Genomic DNA, 16,284 nt, shown 5'->3' with positions numbered 1-16,284 from the left:
CCGCTCCTGCGAGGTGGGGCTGTCCGGGTAACGCCATTGCGGACAAGCCGCGCCTGCGGGGTGGGGTTGTCCTGGTCATGCCCCGTCGCGCCCGGGTGCGCTCCTACGGGTGATCGCGGCAATCGTGTCGGCGGCGCGGCGATGCGTCCCGGGACGCGCGGGCCGCATCCACGTAGGAGCGCACCCGGGCGCGACGACGCTTCACCGGTAACCCCGCATCGCGCGCAAGCGCGCTCCTGCCGGTGCCGGCCCACCATCGATCAACGCGTACGCGTCGCGCCGGTCTCCTTCACCGGTTCGCCGAGATGGGTCTTCAACCACTGCTCGCTCTCGGCCAGCATCTGCAGGATCGACTGCCGTGCGCGATACGCATGCGATTCGTTGGGCAGCAGCACCAGCCGCGCCGTGCCGCCCAGGCCCTTGATCGCGGCGAACATGCGCTCGCTCTGGATCGGGAAGGTGCCGGTGTTGTTGTCGTCCTGGCCGTGGATCAGCAGCAGCGGGTCCTTGATCCTGTCGGCATAGTTGAACGGCGACATCGCCTGGTACACCGATTGCGCCTGCCAGTAGTTGCGCTCCTCGGCCTGAAAGCCGAACGGCGTCAGCGAGCGGTTGTAGGCGCCGCTGCGCGCGATGCCGGCCTTGAACAGCCGCGTGCGCGCAAGCAGGTTGGCGGTCATGAAGGCGCCATAGGAATGCCCGCCGATGGCGATGTGTTCGCGGTCGGTGACCCCGCGCCGCACCACTTCGTCCACCGCGGCCTGCGCATCGGCGACCAGCTGCGGCACGTAGGTGTCGTTGGGCTCGGCATCGCCCTCGCCGACGATCGGCATGGTCGGGTTGTTGAGCACCACATAGCCGATCGCCAGGAACGCCTGCGGGCCCCAGTAGCTGATCGCGTTGAAACGGTACGGCGAGTCGGTGACCTGGCTGGCGGTATCGGCGCTCTTGAACTCGCCCGGGTAGGCCCACATCAGCAGCGGCCGCGGGCCGTCGCGCTTGGGGTCGTAACCGGGCGGCAGCAGCAGCGTGGCGGTGAGGTCCACGCCATCGGCGCGCTTGTAGCGGATCTGCTCCTTCTGCACGCCGCGCAACTGCGGCAGCGGGTGGGCGAAATGCGTCAACGCCCGCGGTGCAGGCGCTGCGTCGCCCAACGTCTGCACGACGTAGTTGGCTGGCTCCTCGGGCGATTCGCGGCTGAGCAGCAACTGCGTGCCCTGCGCGTCCAGCAACGCCAGCGGCGCGGAATAGCTCGGCGCCTGCGAATGGAACAGACGCGTGGCACGCTTGCTGCGCAGATCGAAGCGATCCACGAACGGGCGATCACCTTCCGGCGAAGCGCCCTTGCCGAGCAGGAACAGGCTGTTGCCGTCGGCGCCGGTCTGCAGCAGCGTGCGGCCCTTGCCGTCGGCCACGGTCGCCGGCGTGCCGGGATCGTTGTAGCGGTCCTGCGAGGAGCGGTCCCAGAGCAATTGGGGTGCGCGCTGTGGCTGGTCCGGTGCGATGCGCCACTGTTTGGTGCGGCGGGTCTTCCACCAACTTTCGCTGAGGATGGCCAGATCGCCGCGGCCCCACTGGATGCCTTCATACCGGCTGCCCAACCGCGCCAGCGTCACCGGCGCGCGCGCGAACGGCGCGGCCTGCATCAGCACCGCATCGCGGACCGTGCTCGCGCGGGCCGGATCACCGCCGTCCTGCGCCTCGGCCCAGACCAGCGTGGCCGGCGCATCGGCGCGCCAGGCGATGTCGCGCACGCCGGTGGGCACCGCGTCGTTGCCGGTCGGCAGGCCTTCGACCAACGGCAGCTGGGCGATCTGCCGCACCAGCTTGCCCTGCAGGTCCAGCACCTCGATGCGGCGGGCGAAGTTGTCCACCGGCACCACGTATGAAAACGGCCGCTCGGCGCGTTCGCTCAGGAGGTAGCGGCCATCCGGCGATACCGACAGGTTGAGATAGATGCCGGGCGTGGCGATCGGGCGCACCTGCCCGGTCACGCCGACGATGATCGGCTGGCCGGTGGCGTAGTACTCGAACACGCGCGCATCGGCCTCGTTGCGCAGCAGGTCCTGGTAGGTCGGCAGCGAGCGCACGCCGGCCGCGGCACTGGTCTGTTGGATCGCCGGGCCGTCCGGGGTCGCGTCGCGCGCCGGTGGCGTGCCCTGCCCGGCCACCTGCTGTTGCAGCAGCAGGCCGCTGCCATCGGGCAACCAGTGCAAGGCGTCGTCGACGCTGGTGTTCAAGCCGGCGACCAGGCGCCTGGCCTGCCCGGCCGCCACGTCCACCAGCCACAGTTCGTTGGCCCCGCTGGCCGCGTCCTCGCGGCGGAACGCCAGATAACGCTGATCCGGCGACCAGCTCACCGTGGCCAGCGCCAACGGCGTCGGCAGCCCGGTGATCTGCCGCTCGCTGCCATCGGCCACCGACAGCAGCCACAGCTTGTCGGCAAAGGCAAACCGGCTGCTGGCAACCGTCTTGGGATGGATGCGCAGGCCGGCCAGCTTGAGCTCGGGCTGGGCCACTTCGGCGATGTCCGGCAATGCAGGCAACTGCACCATCGCGCCCAGGTCGCGTTTGGGCGACAGGTGCAGCAGCGGTGCGCGCGGGGCATCCACCACCGCCTGCAGCGCCTTGGAGGGCAGCTGGTAGCCGGTGCTTGCCGCCGCGGCAGGCTGGGCGGCCGGTGCGACGGCTGCCGCTGCAGCCAGTGGTGTTGCGCTCAGCGCCAGTGCGCCTGCCAGCGCCCATCGCTGCCGCCGCCTGCCGTGCCGTGCATCGGGTATCGCCTGCATTGTCCGTCCCCAGTGTCGATCGACTCCGGACCATAGCAGCCGCCCGCGCACCGCTCCCCCTGCCGTTGGTTGGGTGCACACCAATTCATGCCGGAGGGGGGTGCTGCCGATATAATCGATGCTCTCGTCGAGGGGCGCTGCGACCGGTATGGCGGACTGATCTGCCAACTGCACCACAGGTGCAGGAAACTACGGCCAGGCTCGACCAGCATTCATCGTTCAACGGCGCCCGGAACTGCAGACATTTGTTTGCCTACCGGAGCTATTGCATGAACGCTGTCGCAAAAACCGTCGCGCAGACGGACTACAAGATCGCCGATCTTTCCCTGGCCGATTGGGGCCGCAAGGAACTGGACATCGCCGAGCACGAGATGCCGGGCCTGATGTCGATCCGCCGCAAGCATGCGCAGACCAAGCCGCTGAAGGATGTCCGCATCACCGGCTCGCTGCACATGACCATCCAGACCGCGGTGCTGATCGAAACGCTCAAGGACATCGGCGCCAACGTGCGCTGGGCCTCGTGCAACATCTTCTCCACCCAGGACCACGCGGCCGCCGCGATCGCCGCCTCCGGCACGCCGGTGTTCGCCTGGAAGGGCGAGACGCTGGAAGAGTACTGGGACTGCACCCTGGACGCGCTGACCTTCACCCTGCCCGACGGCACCCAGACCGGCCCGGAGCTGGTGGTGGACGACGGCGGCGACGTCACCCTGCTGATCCACAAGGGCTATGAGCTCGAAAACGGCAGCACCTGGGTCGACGAGCCGGCCTCCTCGCACGAGGAAGGCGTGATCAAGGCGCTGCTCAAGCGCGTGGCCGTCGAGCGTCCGGGTTACTGGACCCGCGTGGTCAAGGACTGGAAGGGCGTCTCCGAAGAGACCACCACCGGCGTGCACCGTCTGTACCAGATCGCCGAAGCCGGCAAGCTGCTGATCCCGGCCATCAACGTCAACGACTCGGTCACCAAGAGCAAGTTCGACAACCTCTACGGCTGCCGCGAGTCGCTGGCCGATGGCCTCAAGCGCGCGATGGACGTGATGCTGGCCGGCAAGGTTGCGGTGGTCTGCGGCTATGGCGACGTCGGCAAGGGCAGTGCCGCCTCGCTGCGCGCCTACGGTGCCCGCGTGATCGTCACCGAGATCGACCCGATCTGCGCCCTGCAGGCGTCGATGGAAGGCTTCGAGGTCAACACCATCGAATCCACCCTGGGCCGCGGCGACATCTATGTCACCACCACCGGCAACAAGGACATCATCACCGTCGAGCACCTGCAGGCGATGAAGGATCAGGCCATCGTCTGCAACATCGGCCACTTCGACAACGAGATCCAGGTCGATGCGCTGAATGCGTTGAAGGGCGTGGAGAAGATCAACATCAAGCCGCAGGTCGACAAGTACGTGTTCGCCAACGGCAACGCGATCTTCCTGCTGGCCGACGGCCGCCTGGTGAACCTGGGCTGCGCCACCGGCCACCCGAGCTTCGTGATGTCCAACTCGTTTGCCAACCAGACCCTGGCGCAGATCGACCTGTGGGAAAAGCGCGACAGCTACGAGAAGAAGGTCTACATCCTGCCCAAGCACCTGGACGAAGAAGTGGCACGTCTGCACCTGGAAAAGATCGGCGTCAAGCTGACCACCCTGACCAAGGACCAGGCCGAGTACCTCGGCGTGGACGTGGCCGGCCCGTACAAGCCGGATCATTACCGCTACTGATCAGCCGGGCGGTTGATTGCCCGGATGTCACCGCTTGAACAGGACGGGCGCCGAGAGGCGCCCGTTTTCTTTGCAGGATGCCGGATGGTGATGGCCATGCGTGGAAGCGGCCCCACACGGCGATCGACCTCCGCTCGCCGCATGCGGCGACATCGACAGGCCCGAGTTAAGCAGCAGCGCTCTTTTCCCTGCCGCGTGAAAAATCGCACGATGCGCTGCAGCTGGCGGCCTGCTACGGCCGCCAGTTCGCATTGCGTTCCCAGAACGCAACGCTGCGCCGGTACGCGTCGCGGTCCAGTGCCACACCGGAGCCGCCCTCGTCCACGCCCAGTGCGTTGCGCAGCATGGTGATGGGCGCCATCGGAATTTCTTCCGGCTCGGTGGTGTAGAGGCAACCGACCACGCCCCAATCGGCGTCGATCGGCGCGCCTTCCCTGGCCAGTTGATCGCGGCTGTAGAGGATCGGCAGCAAGTACGTCGCCACCGGCGGCTCCACCCCTTCGAACCAACGCGCCAGCACCGGCAACTCCTGCGTGCTGCGTGCCTCATAGCCGGAACGCAACCGATGGCGGTTGTCGTCGGTGATCGGCGCAGTGAGGCAGCGCGTCGAGGTCCAGTTGCGGTGCACATGCAGCTGGCAGAACGGCGCATAGCCTGCGATCACGCGCACCGGCGTTTCTTCGTTGAGCCGCTGGATGAACTGCTCGGGCGTACAATCCTGGATGGCGTTGCGACGACCGTCGCGGGGAAACAGACGGGTGCGGGCAAACGGTGTGAGAACGATGGACATGACGGTGGTAAGTGGCAAAGAACGCCAGGGTAGCCTGCAGCCCTGCCATGCGACCACTTACCAGATCAGATCGTCCGGTACCTTGAACTGGCTGTAATAGTCGTCGTCGCTGTCCGGCGCCGATGGCGTGCTGCTACGGCCATGATCCAGCACCACAACGTCCGCATCGCGGCTGTAGACCTTGTCGGCAGCGGCGCGCGGAATCAGCTCAAAGCCATCGCCATGCCGCACGATCACCAGCGCGCCGCTGGCCAGCTGGCTGCGGAGCGCAGTGTTGACCAGCACGCTGCGGATGACGCTGCCGTCGTTGAAGCGGTAGTCGATCTCGCCCTCACGCTTGACCTTGTTGGTCTCCACGATCTGCCGGACCTGGGCCAGCAGTTCCTGCCGCCGCAGCTGCACCTTGCGCTCCTCGGCCAGTGCGCGATCACGCTCGGCGCGCTCGGCCTGCAGGCGCGCTGCATCCACCTTGTCGGCATCTGCGGGCAATGCCGCCCCGCCCTTGGCATGACGTTGCTTGACCTGCTCACGCGCCACCTTGTCCACCTGGGCCTTCTTGACCAGCCCGGCCTTGAGCAGTTGTTCTTGCAATGGATTACGCATGGGAAGGATCGGCAATGAACTGGCCGCTAGTTTAGCGCGCCCGGCACCCGGCTTCCGCGAGCCCCTGGGCGAAACCAAGCGCGGCGCCGCTCGCCGCTGCGCTGCATTGTGCGACCGGCCACCCTGTTGCCGCCGAACGCCGTGCGCAGTTCAGGGGTCCATTGCATTGAATACGTATGCACAACACCGATGTTGCGTCGCGATGCACGCTTAGCATCACCGCGCGCTGCACGCCGTGCGCGCGCTCTCCGGAACAGGGGCCGGAGGCCTTGCCGCGGGCAGCGTGATGCACACGCCGGCCTGCGCCTACCACTGGAGAACCACCCGATGCGCACCACACCTGCCCACTCTCCAACCTCGGCCCTGCAGCGCGGCGCCCGCGCATTGCTCACCGCGCTGGCCTTGCTGCTGGTGACAGCCAACGTCCAGGCCGATGTCATCCTGCATGCCTTCAACTGGCCGTATGCCACCGTGGAAGCGCGCGCCAGGCAGATTGCCGATGCCGGGTATCGCAAGGTCCTGGTTGCGCCGGCGTACCGCTCCGAAGGCAGCGCCTGGTGGGCGCGTTACCAGCCGCAGGACATCCGCCTGATCGACAACCCGCTCGGCGACACCATCGCCTTCAGGCGCATGGTGCAGGCATTGGCCAACAACGGCGTGGAAACCTATGCCGACGTCGTGCTCAACCACATGGCCAACGAGGCGGCGACACGTTCGGACCTCAATTACCCCGGCAGCGCCGTGCTCGCGCAATATGCTGCAGATCCGGGCCGTTACGATACGTTGCGCCTGTTCGGCACCTTGCAATCGAACTTGCTGAGCGCCAGCGATTTCGGCCCTGCGCAGTGCATCACCAACTACAACGACGCCTATCAGGTGCGCAATTACCGTATCTGCGGCGGCGGCAGCGATCCGGGCCTGCCGGATCTGCTCGGCAATGAGTGGGTGGTGCAACAACAGCGCGCCTATCTGCAGGCACTCAAGGGCCTGGGCGTTACCGGCTTCCGGGTCGACGCGGCCAAGCACATGTCCTTCGACCACCTCAACCGCGTGTTCGATGCTGGCATCCGCTCCGGCGTGTACGTGTTTGGCGAAGTCATCACCGGCGGCGGCACCGGTAACGGCGATTACGATCAATTCCTGGCACCGTATCTGCAATCCACACCGCGTGCGGCCTACGACTTCCCGCTGTTCAACGCGGTCCGCAATGCATTCGGCATTGGCGCGAGCCTGCAGCAGTTGGTGGATCCGGCATCCACCGGGCAGGCCTTGCCAGGCAATCGCGCGGTGACCTTCGCCGTCACCCACGACATCCCCAACAATGCCGGCTTCCGTTACGCCATCCTCGACCCGGTCGATGAGACGCTGGCATATGCGTATCTGATCGGCCGCAACGGTGGCATGCCGATGATCTACACCGACAACAACGAAAGCGGCGACAACCGCTGGGTCAACGCTTATCAACGCGAGGATCTGCGTCGCATGATCGGCTTCCACAACGGCATGCAGGGCACCGACATGCAGGTGCTGTCGTCCAGCGCCTGCCACATCCTGTTCCGTCGTGGCAGCCTGGGCATCGTCGGCATCAACAAGTGCGGCAATCCGGTCACCACCACGGTGGGCATGAACAACAGCGTGTTGTACTGGAATGCCGACTACACCGATGCGCTGGGCTCCGGCAGCGTGGTCCGCATCACCGGCAGCTCCCACACCTTTACGCTGCCGGCGCGTGGCGCGCGCATGTGGCGTCGCTGAGCGATCACCACGGTCGTTGAATCGGCCGCACGCAAGTGACCGTTGACCGGGCAGGTAAGCATTCGCACACCGGTGCAGCACCGCGTCACCAGCCGCTCGATATGCGGCCTGCCGCAGCATGCGCGCGCAGGCTGCGTGCTTTGAGGCACCCGCATGCGGCCATGGCGGGCAGTCGTGCCGCGGCTGCCGCCTTTGTATCCAGTGGCCATCAACACAAACTTGGACAGACACTGAACTAAACCAAGAACCAAGTCTTTTGGTGCAACGAATCCTGCTGTACCCCGGACCTATGTGGCAGCCCGATGCATGCCGTTGTCGTCTGTAGGCAGGCGTGCCGAGCGCAGCGAAGGGCGTTGCCAGATCATCTGGACAACGCTCTCGATCGCCGAACAATCGAGCAACCGGAGCAAGCCGATGCCTCTGTACTTCGTCCGCCATGGCGAGTCGCTCGCCAACGAGCAGAACTATTTTGCCGGTGCGCAGGATTCGCCGCTGACGCCACTGGGCCGGCGACAGGCCGGGCAGGCAGCCGACTTCATTCGACAACGCGGGCTACGTTTCGACCAGGTGCATGTCTCGACACTTGAACGCGCCCAGGCCACAGCGGCGATCATCCTGGAAGGCGTCCCCGACGCACCGCAGGTGCTGTCCAGCGATGCGCTGAAGGAACGCGACTTCGGCATTTTCGCCGGCAAGAACAAGACGCTGATCAAGAAGTCGATCGGCCATCGCCTCTTCGATACCTGTTTTCACGATGCCGGTGGTGCACCGCCTGACGGCGAGCACTGGATGGACATGTACGCGCGTTGCAAGCACTACTACGACACGGTGCTGGCACCGCTGGACCGCCAAGGCACGCAGGTGCTGGTGGTGGCGCACAAGTACATCGTCGAAGTGTTCGCATTGATCGCCTCGGGCCTGCCGCCCGCCGAGTACATCGACTTCCGGCTGCCCAACTCGCGCCCGTTGTCGTGGGAGGAGCTCAAGCGCATGACCGCGCGCAGTTCCTCAGGTCTGAACTATCTGGGCGAGCAGACCGAAATCCATCTGCTGCAATGGATGCTGATCGCAGCCGTGGCCGGCTTTGCGCTGTCGTGCATGGGCCTCGCACTACCGCATGGCCTGATCTCCACCGCCATCGTGGCGCTGCTGGCGGTGAATGCGTTCTTCCTGTCGGTCCGTATCGAACCGGGTGCGTTGCGCCTGACCGGAGGACCGGAGAACCTCGCATTGAGCGTGGTCAGTGTGGCACGCGCCGGGCTGGCCATGGTGCTGCTCACGCAGTCGCATAACGAATGGGTGCATGTCCTCGGCTTGCTGCTGATCGTGCCACCAGCGCTGTCGGTGCCCACCTTCTCGCTTGCGCGTGGTGGCGATTACTTCTTTGCGGCGCGCTACACGCTGGTGCTGTCGATCGTGCTGCCGGTTGCATTGCTGTTGCTGTTCCTGGATCACCACGAGGTGCTGGGCAGTGCGCATGCACTGGAGCGCTTCTTCGTGGTGTTGCTGATCGCGCTGGCGGTGCCGTCCCTGCTGGCACAGGGCTGGCGACGTGCGCGGCCGATCGCAGCCGGCAAACTGGCCACCAACTGGGGCTGGGCGGGCTCGCTGACGATGGTGCCGCTGGCCTTGCTGGTGGGGCTGCAAGCGGGTGGCAGGCCGTTGGCAGACGCCCTGGGGCATGGGGGTTGGCAGGCATGGGCCGCCTTGCTGCTGCCGTTTGCGCTGCTGCTGGCCTGCCGCCTGGGCAGCGCAGCGTATCTGTCCGCCTACCAGCGCGTGACGGGCAAGGCCGTGTCCGCGGCGATCGCCTCGGACATCCACCTGCTGCAGACCTCGCCGAACATCTTCCTGTGGCTGAGCCTGTTGCTGCCCGGCACGTTCGCACATGCACCCACGCTGGTTGCCGGCACGCTGCTGGGCTTTTTCGCCTTTGCGCTACTGGACGAGACATGGGTGGTACGGCGCTTCCGTGCGCAGATCACTTCCGCGCTGCGCCAGCACGCTGCGCGCACTGCGACGCGTGCCAGGCCGCTGGATGCGAGCGGCGTGGCAGCTGGCACCGTGGCGCTGGACAGCAGGTAGGAGCGCAGGCACCAGGCACATCGCTGCATGCGCCTGGTGCCGTGTCAGTGCCCGGGTCGTCGAGACCTCAGTCGGGGTGTTGCGCACAGCGCACTTCCATTCCACGCCATGCTGGAACGCGAGCGATACCGCGCCGATTTACCAGGCAAACGGCGCGGTGACCTTGCGCGCGCCGAGCATGAACGCATCGGCCACATGCACGAACGGGGTGACGTCCACCTCCGATTCACCCGCGCGCACCAACTGCACGAAACGGCGGTACAAGCCGTCGTACTCGCCTGCCGCCTCCACTGGCTGCGGCTGGCCATTGATGCTCAGCCTGGCACCGCCCTCGCTGAGCATGAGCAGGCCATCGGTGGTGTCCACTTCGATATCCCAGCGCTGATGGCCGGTCTGCAGGAAGTCGAATTCTGCAGTCACCGGCACACCCGCGGTATCGACAAAGCCGAGCCTGGCGTACAGCGGTGCCTGACGGTTCTCCGGTGTGTGCAGCTCCGCCTCGCGCAGCGCGAAGGGGCGCGGCAACAGATGCGTGACGATGGACAGCGCGTTGATGCCGGGATCGAACACGCCCATGCCGCCCGGCTCCAGGATCCAGTCCTGGCCCGGATGCCAATGGCGGATGTCTTCCTTCCAGGTGATATGCGCGCGCAGGATCTGCTTGTCGGCCAGCCACGCCCGCGCAGGCGCCACTGCGGCGGCGCAGCGCGAATGCCAGCTGGTGAACAGGCTGCGTTGCGCGCGCTGCGCCAATGCGCGCAGGTCGTCGATCTCGGCCAGGGTGGCGGCCGGGGGTTTTTCCAGGAACACATGGCGCCCGGCAGCCAGCGCGGCCTGTGCCTGCGCATGCCGCCCCACCGGTGGCGTGCACAGCGCGACCGCTTCAATCTGTGGATGCGCAGCGAAGGCCTCTTCCAGGGTGTGATAGGCCGGCACGCCGTCGACCGTGCCATGCCGGCTCACGGTGGCCACCAGTTGCACATCGGCGCGCGCGGCGATGGTGGGCACGTGCTGGTCGCGGGCGATCTTGCCGATGCCGACAAGGGCAATGCGCAATGCGTCTGGATGCTTCATCGAAACCTTCGGGCTGATGGTGAAGTGGCGGGACCCGCGATCGCCCGTTTCAGGCGCTTGTACACGGACACTGCGGCAGCGGCGCGATGCACAAGCGCACGCAACGGCGCAGTGTACGGTCAGGCCACGGTTCGCTGCGAGACATCGCTCCTGCTTGTTTTGCTATACCTGCGGCGCCCGGCGGCCGTGCAAGGGCGGCCATTGCGGCAACAAGCGGAGCTGCAACGGCGCACCCGGCCTGCGACCGGGTTACGGCGACGATTACTACGCCGCGTTCGTCATCGATCCCGATGGGCACCACCTCGAGGCGGGGGTCGACACGCCTGCATGACCTGCCGTGGCGGCGCCGCCGACTGCAGACAGCTGCCTGGACGCGCAGTGCGATGCGCTGGCCGGCAACCTCACGCTGCGACAGTCCGCGCCACCTGCCTGACACGCACGCGCCTGTCAGGCAGGCCGCATGCACTCACATCTCCAGCACGACCTTGCCCAGGTGGCTGCCCTGCTCCAGATAGCGGTGCGCTGCAGCGGCTTCGCTGAGCGGGAAGCGCTTGTCGAGCAGCACGCGCAGCTTGCCCTGCGCGATCCACGGCCACACCACGCGCTCCACTTCCGCAGCCAGGCGCGCCTTCTCGTCGGCACTGCGCGGGCGCAGCGTCGAGCCGGTGAGGATGGCCTGCTTGCGCATCAGCAACGGAATCGGCACCTCGATGGTCGAGCCGGCCTGCGAGGCGATGTAGACGATACGTCCGCGCGGATTGAGCGCTTCCAGGGTGTCGGCGAATACTGCAGCGCCCACCATGTCCAGCGACACATCCACCCCGCCGTGCGCCTTGGCCACGGTGACAAAGGATTCGGTGGTGGAGTCGATCGCCACATCGGCGCCCAGCTCGCGTGCCTGCGCCGCCTTGCCCGCCGAACGCGCGGTGGCCAGCACATGCGCACCGGCGGCCTTGGCCATCTGGATCGCCGTCACCCCGATCCCGGAGGTGGCGCCGTGCAGCAGCAGCCACTCCCCGGCGGCGAGCCGACCATGCTCGAACAGGTTGGCGTACGCGGTAAAGACGGTTTCCGGCAGCGCCGCGGCATGCGCCATCTCCATGCCGGCCGGAATCGGCAGCACATGCCGCGCATCGACCGCTGCGTATTGCGCGTAACCGCCACCGCCCAGCAGTGCACATACGCGATCACCCACCTTCCAGCGGCCGGCCGGCTCCACGATCTCCCCGGCGATTTCCAGCCCGAGCGTCTGCGGTGCGCCGGGCGGCGGCGGATAGTGGCCGGCACGCTGGAGCAGATCGGGACGATTGATGCCGGCCGCATGCACGCGGATCAGCACCTGCCCCGGCGCGGGGCACGGGCGCGGCTGCTCGTCGGGGTAAAGCGCATCCGCATCACCCTTGCCATCGCGGATGGCGATTGCGGTCATCGTGGTATCGCTCATGCGCAGCACTCCGTAGAAAGTGCGCCCAGTGTAGGGATCCCTGCGTCAAGGCATGGCGCACGCCCGGTCGCCACACCTCACCCACGCGCGGCGTGACCCCACTCTCAACCAACGCAGGGCGAGCGACTACACGATGGCCGGCGCACGCGTTGAAGCGGTGCTGCAACGGACGCACGCCACCGCACTGATGCCAGTCCAGGCGCACCACTATGCGGCAATCGCCCGCAGGCCCGCAGGCCGGGCCGTCATCCGTTGCCGGCAAGCGCATCGCAAGACCACACCGCATCAGCACGCGCGCCTGCATTGCAGACGCACGTGGCAACACATCACTGCGCGCTGGGCGCGGCGTCCTGGTCGATGTACTGGCGAATCGCCTCGAACACCTTGGAGGTGCCGTCATCCTGATCCGACGGCAAGCGGGCGGCGAAGTCCCTCAGCAACTTGTCGCCATCCACGCCGGGTTGCTCGGCCAGGGCAAGCGCCAGATCACCGACGCTGCGTGCCAACGCAACCCAGATGCGGCCCAGCGATTCGGCGATGACATCCATTTCCTGCTCTTGCATGTCGCGCTCCGATCAAGTGGCCTGGGGACTGGAGCTTACCGTGTACGCCGCACCCCGAGACTGGCGCCCGAAGCGGCCCCAACCCTGTCGCACATTGCGCAGGCATGCACGAGTTCCCCGAGGCAGCCGCATCCAGGACACTCGCAACCGAATATGCATTCATCGCGATGAAGCGATATTATGCCGGCACGATCCGCCGGACCCGCCGCGATGACGCCTCTCAGTTTCGAGTTCTACCCGCCCAAGACCGACGACCAGCGCGCACAGCTGGACCGCACGGCGGCCAGGTTGAAGGGCTACGCGCCGGAGTACGTCTCGTGCACCTTCGGCGCCGGCGGCTCCACGCTCAGCTACACCTCCGAGACGGTGCGCCACCTCAAGCAGAAGCACGGTTTCGAGGCCGCCCCGCACCTGTCCTGCGTCGGCGGCAGCCGCCAGGAGATCCGCGAGCTGCTCAAGCTGTATCGCGCGATCGGCTGTACCCGCATCGTCGCCCTGCGCGGCGACCTGCCCTCGGGCATGGGCCATCCGGGCGACCTGCGCTATGCCTCGGACCTGATCGCCTTCATCCGCGCCGAGCATGGCGATGCGTTCCGGATCGAGGTCGGTGCGTATCCGGAAACCCACCCGCAGGCAACCGACGCACTGAGCGACCTGCGTTACTTCAAGGCCAAGGTGGATGCCGGTGCCGATGCCGCAATCACCCAGTATTTCTACAACGCCGATGCGTACTTTCATTTCCGCGACGCGGTGCAGCGCATGGGCGTGGAGATCCCGATCATCCCCGGCATCATGCCGATCTCCAATTTCTCGCAGCTGCGACGTTTCTCCGAGCAATGCGGCGCGGAAATTCCGCGCTGGATCGGCAAGAAGATGCAGTCCTTCGGCGACGATGCCGAGGCGGTGCGCGCCTTCGGTGCGGAAGTGGTGGCCACCGTCTGCGAGCGCCTGATCGCCGGTGGCGCGCCTGCGCTGCACTTTTACACGCTCAACCTGGCCAAGCCGACCACGCAGGTGCTGCAGCTGCTCGGGCGCTGAGCCACGCCAGCGATGCCATGCCGTTGCTGGCTGTCTGTGCGGGCACGGCACCGGCAGGCGCGCGTGATGCGCAAGCGCCGTACAGGCTATCGCTGTCTTGGCACGTTGCGCGCCGGCTCACGCACGGCCCGTTACGCTGCGTCGATGCCCCGCCTCCTGCTGCCGTTGCTGCTGCTGTCCTGCCTTTGCCCGGCCATGCGCGGGCAGGCGCAGGAGATCCGACGCTGCGTGACAGCGGACGGGCAGACCATGTTCACCGACCGCCGCTGCGAAGATGTCGGCGCCGCGGCGCGCCCGCCGCCGGCCACGCGCACGCAGGGCACTACCGGCCTGTCTGGCTACGGCTGCCCGCGCCGGTTGAGCGAACTGGTCTCGTTGCTGCAACTGGCGGTGGACAGCCGCGACGTCAACCGGCTCTCCAGCCTGTACCTGTGGAGCGGCCAGTCCGACGCGGCCGCCAGCCAGGTACTGAGCCGGCTGGAAGCCATCGTGCAACGCCCGTTGCTGGATATCGTCCCGATGTACCCGCAACGCGATCCGCCAACCTGGCAAGCCGATGCGAACACGTCGGCGGCGGCTCCATCACTGGACGGCAGTGCGACCGACACCCCACTCCCGGCACCCCCGGGCCGCCCACGCCCCTGGGGCCTGCGCCTGGAGCAGAATCTCGCCAGCGGCACGCCCGCGCGCAGCGTGTTGCGGCTGCGTCGGCAGTACAACTGCTTCTGGGTGACGTTCTAGCGCAGCGCCCGCCTTGACGGACGCCGGCAGATCGCAGTGGCGAAGTATCTGCGTGGGTTGCAAAGGTAAGCAGCGCATCGGCTGCGAGAACCCTTCGGACCACATGCCTCATCTGCAGGCTACGCGGCGAGCCGGTCCATGATCTGCCTAGCCGCCTGCTGCGGATTCAGCGCGGCGCTGTCGATCATCCAATGCGGCTCGGTCCACGCCACGTAGTCATGCGCGAGCACGGAGGACCAATCCGGCATGCGCAATCCGGGCACCTCGCTCTGCCGCGATTCCACGCGTTGCCGATGCATCTTGCGATCGCTGCACACTACTTCGATCTCCAACAGGCGGCTGCGTGTGCGGCGCGCCACATCACGCCACGCCTCACGGGTGACCGGCAGTGGGTTCACGCAATCGGCGACCACCACGTGACCCTGGTGCAGATTGGCCGCGGCAAGCGCATAGGCGGTCATGTAGCCGGCTGGTCCGACGTCGTTGGCGAGTGCACCACTTTCGCGCAGTGACTGCTCGATCGTATCGATACGCAAATAAAACGCAGTGCAGTGCGTCAGCAGCGCCTGAGCAATGGAACTCTTGCCGACACCGGGCAATCCGCCCAACACCACCAAGGTCGCTGACGGCGCAGTCACTGCGGCCACAGCGCGCGAATCGCCGCGATGCCCTGCGCGCCATGCGCACGTGCCGCGCGCAGGTCGTCGACCTGCATGCCCCCGAGTGCGTAGATCGGCAAGGAGACCTGCTCGCGCAAGCGTTCGAACCCCTCCCATCCCAGGGGTGTCGCACCCGGATGCGATGCGGTCGCCTGCACCGGCCCCAGCACCGCGAAATCGCAGCCCAGACGCTGGGCGTGGCGCAGATCCTCCAACCCATGACACGAGGCGGCAACCGGCTGTTCGGCCGGCAACGGGCGCTCCTGCAGGCTGGCCAACTGCTCCGCGCCCAGGTGCACGCCGATGCCGAGTTCGCCGGCCAGTGCGATGTCGCGGTTGAGCAGCAGCTGCGCGCGTGTACGGCCGCGCAGGCGCAGCACCTGTTGCAGCAAGGCCTGCCAGCGTGCCGGTTCGGCCTGCCGCGCACGTAGCTGGATGCGCGTGATGCCGTCCTGCAGCGCACGCTCCAGGCCTTCCAGCCACAACGCGTCATCGTCCGGCTCGGGCGTGATCAGATAGCGGTCGGGCTGGCGCAGCACGCCGACCACCGGCACGTCGGCCGGCGGCATCGAATACCGGGTCAGCTTGTCCGCGGCCACCCAGGTCATTGCCTGGCCTTCGCGGCCGCGCGGGCTGCCCTTCCAGGCGGTGATGTGGCGCACTTCCAGGCGCAGCCGCTTGTCCGGGTACAGCTGCGGCACGTCCATCAACCACTCGCCGACCTGCGCCTCGATACCGAGCTCTTCGTTGAGTTCGCGCACCAGGGCCTGTTCGGAGGTTTCGCCGGGTTCGCGCTTGCCGCCCGGAAATTCCCACAGGCCGGGCATGTCGCGGGTTTCGGTGCGGCGGGTCAGCAGGATGCGGCCGCGGGCGTCGGTGATCACGCCGGCAACGACGTGGATGGATCTCAGAGAATCGGGCATGGGCACAAGAGTGCCGCGAGTGAGCGGTTCAGCGCAATCGCTTGAGGGCGGGAAATGGAGATTCGGGAATCGGGAATCGTTTGAAGCACGCACCATGCCCGCCTTTGC

The 16,284-nt window shown here is 66.8% G+C and carries 13 protein-coding genes, 1 pseudogene and 1 riboswitch; of the genes and pseudogenes, 6 read left to right on the top strand and 8 right to left on the bottom strand.

Translation table 11 applies throughout. The features are described from left to right. Nucleotides 1–260: 260 nt before the first annotated feature. Nucleotides 261–2,738, bottom strand: a complete 2,478-nt coding sequence (locus H7A86_RS04030; protein WP_425509750.1) for a S9 family peptidase — start codon at nt 2,736–2,738, stop codon at nt 261–263. A gap of 174 nt (nt 2,739–2,912) precedes the next feature. Next, nucleotides 2,913–3,027: riboswitch (S-adenosyl-L-homocysteine riboswitch) on the top strand. 31 nt (nt 3,028–3,058) lie between these two features. Here H7A86_RS04030 and ahcY point away from each other — a divergent pair. Then, a complete protein-coding gene (gene ahcY, locus H7A86_RS04025; RefSeq protein WP_115676125.1) occupies nt 3,059–4,501 on the top strand; it encodes an adenosylhomocysteinase in 1,443 nt (480 codons plus the stop codon). 232 nt (nt 4,502–4,733) lie between these two features. On the opposite strand, the gene H7A86_RS04020 is transcribed toward ahcY, so the two are convergent. Further along, the gene (locus H7A86_RS04020) at nt 4,734–5,291 is read right to left on the bottom strand and encodes a DUF3228 family protein (protein WP_119130746.1); all 558 of its coding nucleotides are present in this window, start codon (nt 5,289–5,291) and stop codon (nt 4,734–4,736) included. A gap of 57 nt (nt 5,292–5,348) precedes the next feature. Continuing rightward, the gene (locus tag H7A86_RS04015) at nt 5,349–5,894 is read right to left on the bottom strand and encodes a DUF2058 domain-containing protein (RefSeq protein ID WP_115676123.1); all 546 of its coding nucleotides are present in this window, start codon (nt 5,892–5,894) and stop codon (nt 5,349–5,351) included. A gap of 384 nt (nt 5,895–6,278) precedes the next feature. Between H7A86_RS04015 and H7A86_RS04010 the strand changes: the two genes are divergently transcribed. Beyond that, nucleotides 6,279–7,649 carry an alpha-amylase family protein gene (locus H7A86_RS04010; protein ID WP_180708126.1) on the top strand — a complete coding sequence of 457 codons (1,371 nt, stop codon included), beginning with the start codon at nt 6,279–6,281 and terminating at the stop codon, nt 7,647–7,649. Between the two features lie 414 nt (nt 7,650–8,063). After that, nucleotides 8,064–9,734 carry a histidine phosphatase family protein gene (locus tag H7A86_RS20890; protein ID WP_232099240.1) on the top strand — a complete coding sequence of 557 codons (1,671 nt, stop codon included), beginning with the start codon at nt 8,064–8,066 and terminating at the stop codon, nt 9,732–9,734. Nucleotides 9,735–9,872: 138 nt separating this feature from the next. Here H7A86_RS20890 and H7A86_RS03995 read toward each other — a convergent pair whose 3' ends face one another. Next, on the bottom strand, nt 9,873–10,808 hold the full coding sequence (locus H7A86_RS03995; protein WP_104584583.1) for a Gfo/Idh/MocA family protein: 936 nt from the start codon (nt 10,806–10,808) through the stop codon (nt 9,873–9,875). A gap of 220 nt (nt 10,809–11,028) precedes the next feature. Here H7A86_RS03995 and H7A86_RS21155 point away from each other — a divergent pair. Next, nucleotides 11,029–11,139 (top strand): annotated as a pseudogene (locus tag H7A86_RS21155) (VOC family protein); the annotation flags it as partial. 135 nt (nt 11,140–11,274) lie between these two features. Here H7A86_RS21155 and H7A86_RS03990 read toward each other — a convergent pair. Further along, complete coding sequence (locus tag H7A86_RS03990; protein ID WP_119130744.1) at nt 11,275–12,252, bottom strand: NAD(P)H-quinone oxidoreductase; 978 nt, start codon at nt 12,250–12,252, stop codon at nt 11,275–11,277. Nucleotides 12,253–12,578: 326 nt separating this feature from the next. After that, the gene (locus tag H7A86_RS03985) at nt 12,579–12,815 is read right to left on the bottom strand and encodes a hypothetical protein (protein ID WP_115676119.1); all 237 of its coding nucleotides are present in this window, start codon (nt 12,813–12,815) and stop codon (nt 12,579–12,581) included. Between the two features lie 210 nt (nt 12,816–13,025). Here H7A86_RS03985 and metF point away from each other — a divergent pair, with 210 nt between their 5' ends. Both metF and H7A86_RS03975 read left to right on the top strand, forming a co-directional pair. Then, nucleotides 13,026–13,853: a methylenetetrahydrofolate reductase [NAD(P)H] gene (metF, locus tag H7A86_RS03980; RefSeq protein WP_119129630.1), complete on the top strand. Its 828-nt coding sequence runs from the start codon at nt 13,026–13,028 to the stop codon at nt 13,851–13,853. Nucleotides 13,854–13,997: 144 nt separating this feature from the next. Then, nucleotides 13,998–14,594, top strand: coding sequence for a hypothetical protein (locus H7A86_RS03975; RefSeq protein WP_104584619.1), 597 nt, complete (start codon nt 13,998–14,000; stop codon nt 14,592–14,594). A gap of 119 nt (nt 14,595–14,713) precedes the next feature. Here the strand turns inward: H7A86_RS03975 and H7A86_RS03970 are convergent, their stop codons facing one another. Both H7A86_RS03970 and H7A86_RS03965 read right to left on the bottom strand, forming a co-directional pair. Then, nucleotides 14,714–15,232: a P-loop nucleotide/nucleoside kinase family protein gene (locus H7A86_RS03970; RefSeq protein ID WP_119130932.1), complete on the bottom strand. Its 519-nt coding sequence runs from the start codon at nt 15,230–15,232 to the stop codon at nt 14,714–14,716. After that, the gene (locus H7A86_RS03965) at nt 15,229–16,176 is read right to left on the bottom strand and encodes a Nudix family hydrolase (RefSeq protein ID WP_119129629.1); all 948 of its coding nucleotides are present in this window, start codon (nt 16,174–16,176) and stop codon (nt 15,229–15,231) included. Before H7A86_RS03965 ends, H7A86_RS03970 begins: the two co-directional genes overlap by 4 nt. Between the last annotated feature and the right edge of the window lie 108 nt (nt 16,177–16,284).

Source organism: Xanthomonas euroxanthea, from assembly GCF_903989455.1.
Lineage (GTDB): Bacteria > Pseudomonadota > Gammaproteobacteria > Xanthomonadales > Xanthomonadaceae > Xanthomonas > Xanthomonas euroxanthea.
The sequence above is the reverse complement of the archived record's forward strand: the minus strand, read 5'-3'. Positions and strand labels throughout refer to the sequence as shown.

Excerpts from the sequence above, each read along its gene's own strand:
- H7A86_RS03985 (WP_115676119.1), bottom strand. The coding sequence starts at position 12,815 with ATGCAAGAGCAGGAAATGGATGTCATCGCCGAATCGCTGGGCCGCATC.
- H7A86_RS04015 (WP_115676123.1), bottom strand. The coding sequence starts at position 5,894 with ATGCGTAATCCATTGCAAGAACAACTGCTCAAGGCCGGGCTGGTCAAG.
- metF (WP_119129630.1), top strand. The coding sequence starts at position 13,026 with ATGACGCCTCTCAGTTTCGAGTTCTACCCGCCCAAGACCGACGACCAG.
- ahcY (WP_115676125.1), top strand. The coding sequence starts at position 3,059 with ATGAACGCTGTCGCAAAAACCGTCGCGCAGACGGACTACAAGATCGCC.
- H7A86_RS04020 (WP_119130746.1), bottom strand. The coding sequence starts at position 5,291 with ATGTCCATCGTTCTCACACCGTTTGCCCGCACCCGTCTGTTTCCCCGC.
- H7A86_RS03975 (WP_104584619.1), top strand. The coding sequence starts at position 13,998 with ATGCCCCGCCTCCTGCTGCCGTTGCTGCTGCTGTCCTGCCTTTGCCCG.
- H7A86_RS03990 (WP_119130744.1), bottom strand. The coding sequence starts at position 12,252 with ATGAGCGATACCACGATGACCGCAATCGCCATCCGCGATGGCAAGGGT.
- H7A86_RS03995 (WP_104584583.1), bottom strand. The coding sequence starts at position 10,808 with ATGAAGCATCCAGACGCATTGCGCATTGCCCTTGTCGGCATCGGCAAG.
- H7A86_RS20890 (WP_232099240.1), top strand. The coding sequence starts at position 8,064 with ATGCCTCTGTACTTCGTCCGCCATGGCGAGTCGCTCGCCAACGAGCAG.
- H7A86_RS03965 (WP_119129629.1), bottom strand. The coding sequence starts at position 16,176 with ATGCCCGATTCTCTGAGATCCATCCACGTCGTTGCCGGCGTGATCACC.